This is a genomic window from Rhizobium aethiopicum, from assembly GCF_900094625.1.
Lineage (GTDB): Bacteria > Pseudomonadota > Alphaproteobacteria > Rhizobiales > Rhizobiaceae > Rhizobium > Rhizobium aethiopicum.
Map to the genome: position 1 here is coordinate 154680 of NZ_FMAJ01000010.1, position 13124 is coordinate 167803.

Genomic DNA, 13124 nt, shown 5'->3' on the forward strand with positions numbered 1-13124 from the left:
CGGATCACGGATGCCTTCACTCAAGGATCTGAAAAACCGGATCGCCTCCGTCAAGGCGACGCAGAAGATCACCAAGGCGATGAAAATGGTCGCCGCGGCGAAGCTTCGGCGTGCGCAGGAGGCGGCCGAGGCCGCTCGGCCTTATTCGCAGCGCATGGGTGCGGTTCTGGCTAATATCGCCAAGGCCGTCACCGATGCGGATGGCGCACCGGCCCTGATGACCGGCACTGGCCAGGACAAGGTTCATCTGCTGGTTGTCTGCACGGCCGAACGCGGTCTTTGCGGCGGTTTCAATTCGCAGATCGCCCGTTTTGCTCGCGACCATGTCCGCAAGCTGCTGGCCGAGGGCAAGACGGTGAAGATCTTCACCGTCGGCAAGAAGGGCTACGATATCCTTCGCCGCGAATTTGCGCCGCTGATCATCGAGCGCAAGGAACTGCGCGAAGTCAAGAAGATCGGTTTCGAAAACGCCGACCAGATCGGCAAGCGCATCATCGAGATGTTTGCCGCCGGCGAGTTCGACGTCTGCACGCTGTTCTACTCCGAATTCAAGTCGGTGATCAGCCAGGTCCCGACCGCGCAGCAGCTGATCCCGGCAAAGGCTCCGGAAACCGTTGCCGAAGATGCCGCCCATGCAGGCGCCGTCTACGAATATGAGCCGGATCCGGCGTCGATCCTCGGCGACCTGATCCCGCGCAACATCTCCGTCCAGATCTTCCGCGCGCTTCTCGAGAACGTCGCAGGCGAGATGGGCGCGAAGATGAGCGCCATGGACAATGCCACGCGCAATGCCGGTGAGATGATCAACAAGCTGACGCTGAACTACAACCGTCAGCGTCAGGCTCAGATCACCAAGGAACTGATTGAAATCATTTCGGGCGCGGAAGCGCTCTGAATTAGGGAAAGAGGGTAAGAAAATGGCTGAGGCAGCTACCCGCTCTGTCGGCAAAGTCACCCAGGTTATCGGCGCCGTCGTCGACGTTGCTTTCGAAGGCGAACTGCCGGCGATTTTGAACGCGCTTGAAACCGACAACAACGGCAACCGCCTGGTTCTCGAAGTCGCTCAGCATCTGGGCGAAAACGAAGTCCGCACGATCGCGATGGACTCGAGCGAAGGTCTCGTTCGCGGCCAGCAGGTCACCGATACCGGCGCTCCGATCATGGTTCCGGTCGGCAACGAAACGCTCGGCCGCATCATGAACGTCATCGGCGAGCCGGTCGACGAAGCAGGTCCGCTGGTCACCGCACACAAGCGCGCCATCCACCAGGATGCGCCGGCTTATGTCGAGCAGTCGACGGAAGCACAGATCCTTGTCACCGGCATCAAGGTCGTCGACCTTCTGGCGCCTTATGCCAGGGGCGGCAAGATCGGCCTGTTCGGCGGCGCCGGCGTCGGCAAGACCGTTCTGATCATGGAACTGATCAACAACGTCGCCAAGGCGCACGGTGGTTACTCGGTCTTCGCAGGCGTGGGTGAGCGTACCCGCGAAGGCAACGACCTTTACCATGAAATGATCGAATCGAACGTCAACAAGCATGGCGGCGGCGAAGGCTCCAAGGCCGCGCTGGTTTACGGGCAGATGAACGAACCGCCGGGCGCCCGCGCCCGCGTCGCTCTGACCGGCCTGACCGTCGCGGAACATTTCCGCGATCAGGGCCAGGACGTTCTGTTCTTCGTCGACAACATCTTCCGCTTCACCCAGGCAGGGTCCGAAGTGTCGGCTCTGCTCGGCCGCATCCCTTCGGCCGTGGGTTATCAGCCGACGCTGGCAACCGACATGGGCCAGATGCAGGAGCGCATCACCACGACGACGACCGGCTCGATCACCTCGGTTCAGGCCATTTACGTTCCGGCCGACGACTTGACCGACCCGGCACCGGCAACCTCGTTCGCCCACCTCGACGCAACGACGGTTCTGTCGCGCTCGATCGCTGAAAAGGGCATCTACCCGGCTGTCGACCCGCTCGACTCCACCTCGCGCATGCTCGACCCGATGGTGGTCGGCGAAGAGCACTACGAAGTTGCCCGTAAGGTTCAGTCGACGCTGCAGCGCTACAAGGCCCTGCAGGACATCATCGCCATCCTGGGCATGGACGAACTGTCGGAAGAGGACAAGATCGCCGTCGCCCGCGCCCGCAAGATCGAACGCTTCCTGTCGCAACCGTTCTTCGTCGCCGAAGTCTTCACCGGTTCGCCGGGCAAGCTCGTCGCCCTCGAAGACACGATCAAGGGCTTCAAGGGTCTCGTCAACGGCGAATATGATCACCTGCCGGAAGCCGCCTTCTACATGGTCGGTTCGATGGAGGAAGCCATCGAGAAGGCCAAGAAGCTCGCTGCCGCCTGATGAGCGATGCTCAGGACGAGATATTCTGCTGCGACTCCCTAAAGGGGGTCGTGGCGGAACTTCCGGAACCAGCCGCGCCGACCGTCTACCGTGCCGATAACGGTGTGCTGATGATGGTTGTCGGACTGGTTCAGACCGAGGAAGGCCTTGGATATCTCGACCAGGCGATACTGCACTGCCCGTTCTGCGGGACAAAATTGCAAGATGCAAAAGCCATAGCCGAGAAGGTAAGTCACTGATGGCTGACAATTTCAACTTTGAGCTCGTTTCGCCGGAGCGTCTGCTGCTGTCGGAGATGGTGACCGAGGTCGTCATTCCTGCGACCGAGGGCGAAATGACCGTCATGGCGCACCACGCGCCGACGATGACGACGATCAAGCCCGGCGTCGTGAGCGTGCGTTCGGCATCCGGCAAGAAGCAGGACTATGTCGTGTTCGGCGGTTTTGCCGATATCCTGCCGACGGGCTGCACATTGCTGGCAGAGTCCGCGGTTCCGGTCGAGGAACTCCATAAGGACGAACTGACCCGCCGCATCGAGGCTGCCCGCAAGGAACTCGAACACGCCGAACTGCATGAGCACAAGTCGAAGCTCGAGCACTTCATCATGGAACTGACGCATCTTCGCGGCATCGTCCAGCAGGATTGATCGGCGCTCTACGGCATGAATGAAAGGCGGCCTCGATGGCCGCTTTTTTTGTTTGTGCATTTTTCCAGTAAGGCGGGGAATGGCGTCATCGAACGGCTTGATGAACGGGCCGGAAATGGCCGCTTTGACGGAGCGATGGCTCTCTCAGAAGCCGGTGCCGCCGCGCAGCTCGATGACCAGCGTCTTGAACAGGATCTTCACGTCGAGAAGCAGGCTGAAATTCCTGACATAATAGATATCGCAAGCGATGCGGGCGCGGGCTTGCAGCGGCCGTGCCGTCGGTCCGCGCCAGCCGCGTGTCTGCGCGAGGCCGGTGATGCCGGGGCGCATGATGTGGCGGTGGTGGTAGTTCGGCACTAGCTCCTCATAGAGCCGGCCGGCTGCGCGCATGTTGATGGCATGGCAGCGTGGACCCACCAAGGACATTTCGCCCTTGAGGACGTTCAGGAGTTGCGGCAGTTCATCGATATTGGTCCTGCGAAGTATTGCGCCGATAACGGTTACCCGGCTGTCGCCCTTGACGGTCTGCTGAACGCCGCTGGGATCGCAAGCTTTCGCGTGCATCGAGCGGAATTTGAAGACGTTGATCTTCCGCCCGTTCAGGCCCCACCGGATCTGACGGAAGAACACCGGGCCGCCATCGTCGAGTTTGATGAAGAGAGCGATTGCCAGGAAAAGCGGCGCCAGCACGAGGAGGGCGCTGGCCGAGACAACGATGTCGATCAGCCGCTTTACGGCCAATCGCAGAGTCGTCTTTCCTACGAGATCGGAAAAGCTCTCCGGTTGGCGAATGTTGGAGTTCGCAACAACCAGGGTCCTAGTTTTGTTCTGACGCTGAGACGGATCGAAGCGTGAACTTATCTTCGAAGTAAAAGCATTCATTACTCAAGGCCCAAAAGTGTGTAAGCAATACTGAACTGCACGGAGACAGATACATGCTCCCGTATGATTTGTCATCGGTATAAAGAAGAAATCGTTAAGGCTAAAGACACCAAAAATGGGAGTATTTCGCGTTAACCTTAATGCCTCTAGTTGAGGTCTGGGCAAAATTATACTTTGAAAGGAGTAGCCCGATCAGGTGGGCGCGATGTCAGGCGGTTCGCGAAACCGATCGCCGGCCGTTCCAACAGGTAATAACTCAGGCTTGCCACCAGAAAAACGAGTACCACCGCCAGGCTGCAAGATTGCAGCCAGCCGCTGACGACATTGTCCGAGGAGGCGCCGAACGAGCCGGGGTCGAGCCTCTGGATCAATGTCAGAATGATCTCCTGCCAGATATAAATGCCGAAGGAGATCTTGGCGACGTAACGCACAGGAGCGTTGTCTAACACCCCGCCCAGGTACTGCGAATGGCTGAGCGAAAACAGCGCGGTGGCGACCGCCAGCGGAAAGACCGGAAATCCATAGGGGATGTCAAGCCAGCCGTAAGCTTCGGCCGAGCCGCCGGGCGATATCAGGAGGCGGTGGCCGGCAACGGCAAGGGCAAGGAGTGCGGCTGCATCGAACCAGCAGGAGCGTCTTGCGGGCAAGAGGATTTCGATGCCGGAGGCAAGGGCGCCGAGTGCGAAGACGGCGAAGAAGCCGATCGGATTGTATTTGGGCATCCATTCCTTCGCTCCACCCTGCAGGCCATAGGACCAGCCGCGCCCGACGTCGTCGAGTGCAAAGAGGCTCAGGATCGCCATATGAGCAAGAAGGACGACGGCAATGACGCAGAGCCAGGCGCAGCGGGCGAGGAACGGGCGCCGCCGCAGCAGGGGCAAGCGAAACAGCAGGAGAAAGCAGCCCGGCAGCAGCACATAGCTGGTAACCTCGAAGGGAATCGACCAGAGCGGCCCATTGGCTTCGACAGGAAAGAAGGTGCGCCAATGCCACTGGCTCATGAACAGCAGCCCGGAGATGTAGCGTAGGGCAAGCTCCGGCGTCAGCGGCAGGGCAAGTAGCGTCAGACTGAGAACGAAGCCGACGCTCGCGGCGACCCAGAAGCCCGGAGCGATGCGCGCCGCCCTGCGGATGGCGTAGTGCCTGAGGCTCGGCATGGCGCGGTCGGCGTCGAGCGCCCGCCAGAAGGGGCGGGCAAGAAGGAAGCCGCTGAGCACGAAGAAGATGGCGACGCCGAAATTGCCGAAGCGGAGGACGTTTGCCGTCGGCGCCAATTCGTCCGGAATTCTGCGCATATCCAGCCGGAGCGCGAGATGATGAACGAGCACCAGCAAGCAGGCCATCGCGCGCAAAAAATCGGCTCCGGCCAATCTCTCCTGTGGTCGCATTTCATTCCCCGCCCTGCCGATTCGACTTGAACCGCCCAAGCTCAGAGCATTGCCGCAGAAGGCCGCGTCGGCAAGGCGGGGGCGGGATCAGCCGAGGAGTTCGTTGGTATAATAGGTGGAAAAGTCCGGCTTCTCCTTGAGCGCGACACCATTGGCATCGACCAGGATGCCATTCTCGACCAAGAAGCCGCCGATCGCATCGGCCTTTGCCGGGTCAAGGGTGCCGATCACGCCGGTCTCGGATTTCAGGAAATGGCCTTCGATCAGCGCCTTCTGAGAAGCCTTGACCAATTCCGTATTCATCAGTGCGCCATTACTTCCGGAAATCAGCAAATCGCAGGCTTCGTCCGGATGGTCGATGGAGTAGGCATAGCCTTGGCGTGTGGCCTGGATGAAGGCGCGCGCCTGTTCCCGACTCGCCGAGAGATAGGCGTCGCTGGAGACGATAACCGTCGTCTGCTCGTCGGGAATGCCATAATCGGAATAGTGGAACCGGCCGATCTTCCGGTTTTCCAGCTCGGCGGCGATGCCTTCCCAGGTGTAGATCTCCAGCGTGAAGTCAATCGAGCCATTGTCCAGCGCCTCATAGGCGGAGGTGCCGAGGGTTACGGTCTTGACGTCACCCTTGCCGCCGTCGTTGCGGATCATCGCCGAGACCAACGCGCTCTCCCAGGTGCCGCCGAAGCCGCCATAGGTCTTGCCGTCGAGATCTTTAGGGCTCTTGATGTCGTCGCGCCCGCCCTTGAAGATCAGGCGTGCGGTCTCCGTCTGGACAACGCCGTAGACCATCTTGACGTCACCGCCGCCGGCGCGTTGCGTTATCGCCTCGATCTCGCTGCTGATGCCGAAGTCGGCGACGCCGTTGGACACCAGCGTGCCGGCGCTGGTGTCGGTAAAGGGTAGAATTTCAACATCCAGGCCGGAGGCGGCATAGAAGCCCTTCTCCTTTGCGACATAGATGCCAATATGGTTGGTGTTGGGGGTCCAGTCGAGCGCGATGCGAACCTTCGCGGGCGCCGACTGGGCGAAGGCGGTGCGGCCGGCGAGGCTTGTGGCGATCGCGGCGAGAATGGTCTGTCGACGGGTGAGAAGCGGCATGGTGACCTCCTCAGGTCTCTAGAACATGATGCCGAAAAGGTGCGAGCGCTTTTCGGGCGACATCATGCTCTAACTCTTTAAATTGGAACGGGATTCAGATTTTAGACCGACTGGCCTAAAATCATCCTGTTCTTGCGGATGAAGCAGGGTTTGCAGAATTTCAGTCTCGATCGCCTGTGCCGCTGGCGAGCCGAGATCGGCGATGCTTCTCGGGCGGGGCAGGGGCACGTGGAATTCGCGGATGATACGCGCGGGACGGGCTGACAGCACGTAGATCCGGTCGGAGAGAAATACCGCTTCCCGGACATCATGGGTGATCAGCAGCGCCGTCCAGCGATGTTCGGTCCACATGCCCTGCAGCCACTCCTGGATCTGCGTGCGGGTCAGCGCATCGAGCGCGCCGAAGGGCTCGTCAAGCAGCAGCATGTCCTGTTTCTGGATGACGGTCCGCAGCAGCGCAGCGCGCTGGCGCATGCCGCCGGAAAGGGAGGCGGGATAATGGTGTTCGAAGCCGGCGAGGCCGAACCGCTCGAAGAGGGGTGCGACGGCGGCGCGGGCCGCCCGACGACTCATGCCCTTCACTTCCAGGCCGAGAGCGGCATTGTCGATGATCCGGCGCCAGGGCATCAGCGCATCGCGTTGCGGCATGAAGGCGAAGGAATGCGGCGTCTGTTCCAGCGCTGTGCCGTTGAAAAGCATGGTGCCGGAATCGGGGCGCAACGCCTGTGTCAGCAGCCTGAGCACGGTCGATTTTCCGGAGCCGGACGGACCGACGATCGAGACGAACTCGCCGTCTGCGACGGTGAGGGAAATGTTGCCCAGAACCTTCATCCCGTCGAAGGATTTCGAGATGTGCCGCAGCTCAAGCATCTGGCCGGTCACCGGCGTCGCTCCTGAGTTGGCTGCCAGGGCATGATGAAACGCTGGATAACCAGCGTCAGTGCGAAGAGGCAGAGGGTCAACAGAGCGCTGACGATGACGGCGGCAAGCACGAGATCGGGACGGAAATTGTTCTTGGCGTTGAGGATATAGATGCCGAGGCCGCGCGCGGCGCCGGCATACTCGGCAAAGATTGCGCCGACGACGGCATAGGTGATCGAGATCCTGAGGCCGGCGAAGAAATAGGGCAGCGACGAGGGAAGCCGCGCTAGGCAGAAAATGCGCCAGCGGCCCGCCTTCATCGAGTTCAGGAGCTCGGCGATATCGCGGTCAGTCGATTCATAGCCCTGCAGCAGGGCGACGAGCAGCGGAAAGAAGGTAACGAGTGCCACCAGCAAAATCTTCGGCAACAGGCCGAAACCGAACCAGAGAACGACGAGGGGCGCGATCGCCACCAGCGGCAGGGTCTGGCTGGCAATGAAGATCGGCAGCAACGCCCGCCGCATGAAGGGCATGAAATCCATCAGGATCGAAGAGGCGAAGGCGAAGACGAGCGACAGGGCGAAACCGCCGAGCGTTGCACCGAGCGTCGGCCAGGTGTTGGATATCAGCGCCTCACGGTTCAGCCAGCCCTGGATAAGGATGCGTGAAGGCGCCGGCAGAATGGACGGTTTGATACCGGAAATATCGACATAAAGCTCCCATGCCGCCAGAAAGGCAAAGCCGGCGAGCAAGGCGGGCATTGCCCGATACAGGGCGAGGCATAGCGTCGCAAGGCGCGAATCCGATGGTCGTGGCGATGTCATCGGCGTTCGATTTCAGGCTTTCGTCGGGCCGTTCGCAGAAACCTGTCGAGGGCATCGATCTCGATGCGCAGCCTGTCGCGATTGGGATCGATTGCCTTGACAGCATCGAGAATGATGCCGGCGAGATTGCCGGGCACCGGGTAGAATGACACTTGCGCGCCGGAAAGCATCGGGACCTCGCTCCGCTGGCATTACCCAGATCAGCTTTGAAGGGTCCGGAGGCTTGCGCTTCACATCTCAGCCCCGGCGACACGGAGCTCCCCTGTTATTTCAGCGAAAACTATCATCGGGGTTTTCTTCCCGCAACCGCAAAATTGCAAAGCCGTCCGCGCGACCGGAACCGGACCGCGGATGAAAAAACACCCGGACGGAGGTCCTGCCCGGGTGTTTTCCGAGGTTCCGTACCTGCCGGGGACGGAACCCGAACTCTGGCCTCAGGCGGCAATGTCGGTGCGACCGGTTATGCAGATGCCGTCATTTCCGCTTGTTATCGACACGAGGGATATCGCTCTCGCTCCTCCCGCGCAGGCTTAATGGCCGGGGGAACGGACGTTATAAAACCTCAACTAATATTGAGGTCAAGGGGCGATGGAGCCGGGAAAGATCGATGTCTGCCTTTCTTTCGGCCGGCGCGCTCATATGTTAAGGGCGAATGGCGCAACCGGCGGCATTGTCCGCGAGGAGGACGGCTTCGTGTTCCATCCGAGACTATTTGAAAATCGTAATGTCGTCGTGACCGGCGGCGGGCGGGGCATCGGCCTCGAAGTGGCCCGGCAGTTTCTGGATTGCGGGGCGAAAGTGATCGTCCATACCGGACGCAAGCCGGGGCGTGACCTGCCGGATTTTCTGCTGACGGCCGAATCCGAAAGACGGGCGCTGTTGCTGCACGCTGATTTTACCGCCATCGGCGGCGCTGTGCAATTTGCCGAAAATGCGCTCGCCTTCTTTGAAAAGGTGCATGTGCTCGTCAACAACGCCGGCACCATGCTCGGCCGTTATCCGGCTGCCACACTGACCGACACAGATTATGAAACGATCGTGCGTTTGAACCAGACGTCGGTGGTGGCGCTGACGCGTGCGTTGCTGCCGGCATTGAAGGCGGCGGAAGGCGCTGCCATCGTCAACACCGTTTCGATTTCCGCGCTGACCGGCGGCAGCCCCGGTTCTTCGATTTATTCTGCCTCGAAAGCCTTCGTTTCGACCTATTCCAAGGCACTTGCCCGCGAGCTTGCGCCGGATGGCATCCGCGTCAATTGCGTCTCGCCCGGAACGATCGAGACGGATTTCCACGAGCGCTATTCCTCCCGCGAGAAGCTGGAGCAGACGAGAAAGTCTATTCCCTTGCAGCGGTTGGGCACTGCGGAGGATTGCGCTCCCGCCTATCTGTTCTTGGCGGCGCCCTCCCTCTCCGGATACATTACCGGCCAAGTCCTCGAGATTAATGGCGGCCAGCTTATCTGCTGATTTACTTAGACCTTTTTTGGCATTTCATCACTTTTGGCGAATTCGTCTGTGCGAATATGCTATTGTGCTGATCTCTCTTTTCGCTTCCCGTCCGAGATGCCGAATGCCGTTGCCAAAACCCGAGCCGGGAATGCCCGGTCAGGAACTGCACAAACTCGCTGGACATGCCCGTGAAGCGAGCGATCTGCTGAAAGCCCTGGCGCATCAGACCCGGCTTTTGATCCTCTGCATACTCGCGAACGAGGAGCGGACGGTGGGTGAAATCGAAAACATTCTCGGCATACAGCAGGCAATGGTCTCGCAGCAGCTTGCGCGTTTGCGGCTCGAAGGGCTGGTCAATACGCGCCGTCAGGGCAGGCTGGTCTATTACAGTATCGGCAGTGCTAGCGTGCTCGCCTTCCTCGAAACGCTGTTCGATCTTTTTCCGGCAGCAGAAAACAATTAGTACCGCCCTTGCGGAGCACGGTTGCTGCGTCGAAGATAGGCTGATCCGGCTGATTTCGCGCCGGATCGGGAGACCGGATGATCGACAAGCTGGAATTTTTCATCGCCCTTGCCAACGAAAAGCATTTCGGCCGCGCCGCGGAGGAGTGCGGGATCTCCCAACCCACTCTCTCGGCCGCCATCAGGCAGCTTGAAGATCAGCTTGGCGTCATGCTGGTGCAACGCGGCTCGCGGTTTCAGGGGCTGACGCCGGAGGGGCAGCGTGTGCTCGAATGGGCCCGGCGTATCGTCGGTGATGCCCGCACCATGCGCGAGGAAATGCGCGCCGCGCGCCGTGGTCTTTCCGGCCACATCCGCCTTGCCGCCATTCCGACCGCACTCGCCATGCTTTCGCGCATCACCACGCCCTTTCAGGAACGGCATCCCGGCGTCACCTTCTCGATCGTTTCGCGCAACTCGCTGCAGGTGCTGAGCATGCTCGAAAATCTCGAAATCGATGCCGGCATCACTTATCTCGAAAACGAACCGCTTGGCCGCGTCACCACGGTTCCTCTCTATGCCGAGCGCTATAATCTCATCACGGCCGCGGGCAGCCCGCTCTCCGATCGCGATAGTGTGACCTGGCGGGAGGTCGGCGATCTTCGGCTTTGTCTATTAACTGCCGATATGCAGAACCGCCGCATCATCAACCGGCACTTGATTGAAGCCGGCGCCACGGTGCATCCGACGCTCGAATCCAACTCGATGATCGTGCTGTTCTCGCATGTCCGGACCGGACGCTGGGCAAGCATCATGCCGCGCAACGTGGCAAAATCCTTCGGTTTCCCCATTGAAATCCGTATGATTCCGATCGTCGAGCCGGAGGCGCATCATCTTGTTGGCCTCGTTGCGCCCTATCGCGAACCTTTTACGCCGCTTGTGTCGGCACTGCTGCACGAAGCGAGAGTGCTCGTGCAGGAAGAGGAGCTTCAATAGAATATTCCTATCAATCCACGGGACAGCTTTATTGATCGCTGGCGGCTTCCTTGAGATGCTGCCTGATGAAATGGCGTTCGGCTGGGGAGGCTGCCATTTTGTAAACGAGCAAGCCGTGGGAGGGCTGCCTTATGACCATTCATATCGCCGAAGGCGATATCGCAGCGCGTACCCGTTCCATCGTCGCCGATCTTCGCTTCCTCGAAGGGCCGCTTCTTCCCATATTACACGAGGTTCAGGCAGAATTCGGCTATGTGCCGCAGGAAGCCCTGCCTGTCATCGCGGAGGAGTTGAACCTCTCGCGCGCCGAAGTGCATGGCGTGGTCACCTTCTATCACGATTATCGCGACCATCCCGCCGGCCGGCATGTGCTTAAACTCTGTCGCGCCGAGGCCTGCCAATCGATGGGCGGCGATGCGGTGGCCGAACGCGTGAAGGGCCTGCTCGGTATCGATTTTCACCAAACGACCCTCGATGGCAGCGTGACGCTGGAGCCGGTTTACTGTCTCGGGCTCTGCGCCTGCCCGCCGGCGGCAATGCTCGACGGCGAGGTCCACGGTCGTGTCGATGGTCAGATGGCGGCGGAACTCATCGCGGAGATGCGCCGATGACGATCAAGATTTATGTTCCGCGCGACGCCGCTGCGCTGGCGCTCGGGGCCGAAAAGGTGGCAAAGGCGATTGCCCAGGAGATCGCCGCCCGCGGCCTCGATGCTGAGCTCGTGCGCAACGGCTCGCGCGGAATGTTCTGGCTGGAGCCGCTGGTCGAAGTCGAGTTTGCCGGCAAGCGTATCGGCTACGGGCCGGTCAAGGCGCAAGATGTGCCTGTTCTGCTCGACGCCGGAATGATGAACGGCGGCGGTCATCCGCTCTGTCTCGGGGAGGTTGAAGACCTCCCGTTCCTGAAGGAACAAACCCGCCTGACCTTCGCCCGCTGCGGCGTCACCGATCCGCTCTCGCTTGCCGATTACGAGGCCCATGGCGGTCTTGCCGGTCTTCGCCGCGCTGTTTCGATGACGCCGGCCGACGTCGTCAAGGAAGTCACCGACTCGGGCCTGCGCGGGCGTGGCGGCGCGGGCTTCCCCACAGGCATCAAGTGGAAGACCGTTCTCGATGCTGGCGGCGAACGCAAATATATCGTCTGCAACGCCGATGAGGGCGACAGCGGCACCTTTGCCGACCGGATGATCATGGAGGGCGATCCGTTCGTACTGATCGAGGGCATGGCGATCGCGGGACTTGCAACGGGCGCCACCAAGGGTTTCGTCTATACGCGTTCGGAATATCCGCACGCGATCGCAGCGATGACGGCGGCGATCGGCATTGCCCGGCAGGCCGGAATTCTCGGGCTATCCGTGCTGGGCTCCGGCCGCGCCTTCGATATCGAGGTCCGCACCGGCGCCGGCGCCTATGTCTGCGGCGAGGAGACGGCGCTTCTGAACAGTCTCGAAGGCAAGCGCGGCATCGTGCGCGCCAAACCGCCGCTGCCGGCGCATAAGGGGCTGTTCGACTGTCCGACGGTCATCAACAATGTGATTTCGCTGGCCTCCGTGCCCGTCATCATGGACAAGGGCGCCGCCTTCTACCGGGATTTCGGCATGGGCCGCTCACGCGGCACGATTCCGCTGCAGATCGCCGGCAATGTCCGATATGGCGGGCTTTATGAGACCGCATTCGGTCTTTCACTCGGCGATATCGTCGACCGGATCGGCGGCGGCACGGCGACCGGCCGCCCGGTCAAGGCCGTGCAGGTCGGCGGACCGCTCGGCGCCTATTTCCCCAGAACACTGTTCGACACGCCGTTCGACTACGAATCCTTTGCCGCCAAGGATGGGCTGATCGGCCATGCCGGCATCGTCGTCTTCGACGACACGGCCGACATGCTGAAGCAGGCGCGTTTCGCCATGGAGTTCTGCGCGGTCGAAAGCTGCGGCAAGTGCACTCCCTGCCGCATCGGCTCGACGCGCGGCGTGGAGACGGCCGACAAGATCGCACATGGCATCGAGCCGGAGAAAAACCGGGCGCTGCTGGCCGATCTTTGCAACACGATGAAATTCGGCTCACTGTGTGCGCTCGGCGGTTTCACGCCCTACCCCGTAATGAGCGCCATGACGCATTTCCCTGAGGATTTTTTGCCGGCGCCAATAGCGGAGGCGGCTGAATGATGACCTTCCCAGCTACTGCCGCGCGACCTGACC

15 protein-coding genes are annotated in these 13124 nt (G+C 60.8%); 9 read left to right on the forward strand and 6 right to left on the reverse strand.

Annotation, left to right across the window (positions count from 1 at the left end; all coding sequences use genetic code 11):
* Window positions 1–10: 10 nt before the first annotated feature.
* The 4 genes from GA0061105_RS21360 to GA0061105_RS21375 are packed head-to-tail and all read left to right on the forward strand — an operon-like array spanning window position 11 to window position 2991.
* The gene (locus GA0061105_RS21360) at window positions 11–895 is read left to right on the forward strand and encodes a F0F1 ATP synthase subunit gamma (RefSeq protein ID WP_064696519.1); all 885 of its coding nucleotides are present in this window, start codon (window positions 11–13) and stop codon (window positions 893–895) included.
* Between the two features lie 22 nt (window positions 896–917).
* Window positions 918–2345, forward strand: a complete 1428-nt coding sequence (gene atpD, locus GA0061105_RS21365; protein ID WP_064696518.1) for a F0F1 ATP synthase subunit beta — start codon at window positions 918–920, stop codon at window positions 2343–2345.
* Complete coding sequence (locus tag GA0061105_RS21370) at window positions 2345–2584, forward strand: hypothetical protein (RefSeq protein ID WP_064696517.1); 240 nt, start codon at window positions 2345–2347, stop codon at window positions 2582–2584. The genes atpD and GA0061105_RS21370 overlap by 1 nt, the downstream gene beginning before the upstream one ends.
* Complete coding sequence (locus GA0061105_RS21375) at window positions 2584–2991, forward strand: F0F1 ATP synthase subunit epsilon (protein WP_010053653.1); 408 nt, start codon at window positions 2584–2586, stop codon at window positions 2989–2991. The genes GA0061105_RS21370 and GA0061105_RS21375 overlap by 1 nt, the downstream gene beginning before the upstream one ends.
* A 144-nt stretch (window positions 2992–3135) precedes the next feature.
* Here the strand turns inward: GA0061105_RS21375 and GA0061105_RS21380 are convergent, their stop codons facing one another.
* The 6 genes from GA0061105_RS21380 to GA0061105_RS32915 all read right to left on the reverse strand — a co-directional run bounded on the left by GA0061105_RS21380 (window position 3136) and on the right by GA0061105_RS32915 (window position 8214).
* Window positions 3136–3873 carry a sugar transferase gene (locus GA0061105_RS21380; protein WP_064696516.1) on the reverse strand — a complete coding sequence of 246 codons (738 nt, stop codon included), beginning with the start codon at window positions 3871–3873 and terminating at the stop codon, window positions 3136–3138.
* Between the two features lie 167 nt (window positions 3874–4040).
* On the reverse strand, window positions 4041–5261 hold the full coding sequence (locus GA0061105_RS21385; protein ID WP_064696515.1) for an acyltransferase family protein: 1221 nt from the start codon (window positions 5259–5261) through the stop codon (window positions 4041–4043).
* 87 nt (window positions 5262–5348) lie between these two features.
* The gene (locus tag GA0061105_RS21390; RefSeq protein ID WP_064696514.1) at window positions 5349–6359 is read right to left on the reverse strand and encodes an ABC transporter substrate-binding protein; all 1011 of its coding nucleotides are present in this window, start codon (window positions 6357–6359) and stop codon (window positions 5349–5351) included.
* 69 nt (window positions 6360–6428) lie between these two features.
* Window positions 6429–7229 carry an ABC transporter ATP-binding protein gene (locus GA0061105_RS21395; RefSeq protein WP_425348776.1) on the reverse strand — a complete coding sequence of 267 codons (801 nt, stop codon included), beginning with the start codon at window positions 7227–7229 and terminating at the stop codon, window positions 6429–6431.
* A gap of 8 nt (window positions 7230–7237) precedes the next feature.
* A complete protein-coding gene (locus GA0061105_RS21400) occupies window positions 7238–8044 on the reverse strand; it encodes an ABC transporter permease (protein WP_064696512.1) in 807 nt (268 codons plus the stop codon).
* Window positions 8041–8214, reverse strand: coding sequence for a hypothetical protein (locus GA0061105_RS32915; protein ID WP_156668644.1), 174 nt, complete (start codon window positions 8212–8214; stop codon window positions 8041–8043). The genes GA0061105_RS21400 and GA0061105_RS32915 overlap by 4 nt, the downstream gene beginning before the upstream one ends.
* Window positions 8215–8737: 523 nt before the next feature.
* Between GA0061105_RS32915 and GA0061105_RS21405 the strand changes: the two genes are divergently transcribed.
* The 5 genes from GA0061105_RS21405 (at window position 8738) to GA0061105_RS21425 (ending at window position 13091) form a co-directional block, all read left to right on the forward strand.
* A complete protein-coding gene (locus GA0061105_RS21405) occupies window positions 8738–9508 on the forward strand; it encodes an SDR family NAD(P)-dependent oxidoreductase (protein ID WP_064696644.1) in 771 nt (256 codons plus the stop codon).
* 103 nt (window positions 9509–9611) lie between these two features.
* On the forward strand, window positions 9612–9953 hold the full coding sequence (locus GA0061105_RS21410) for an ArsR/SmtB family transcription factor (RefSeq protein ID WP_064696511.1): 342 nt from the start codon (window positions 9612–9614) through the stop codon (window positions 9951–9953).
* Window positions 9954–10030: 77 nt separating this feature from the next.
* Complete coding sequence (locus GA0061105_RS21415; protein WP_064696510.1) at window positions 10031–10927, forward strand: LysR family transcriptional regulator; 897 nt, start codon at window positions 10031–10033, stop codon at window positions 10925–10927.
* 131 nt (window positions 10928–11058) lie between these two features.
* Complete coding sequence (locus tag GA0061105_RS21420) at window positions 11059–11538, forward strand: formate dehydrogenase subunit gamma (protein ID WP_064696509.1); 480 nt, start codon at window positions 11059–11061, stop codon at window positions 11536–11538.
* Window positions 11535–13091, forward strand: a complete 1557-nt coding sequence (locus tag GA0061105_RS21425) for a formate dehydrogenase beta subunit (RefSeq protein WP_064696508.1) — start codon at window positions 11535–11537, stop codon at window positions 13089–13091. Before GA0061105_RS21420 ends, GA0061105_RS21425 begins: the two co-directional genes overlap by 4 nt.
* The last annotated feature ends 33 nt before the right edge of the window (window positions 13092–13124 follow it).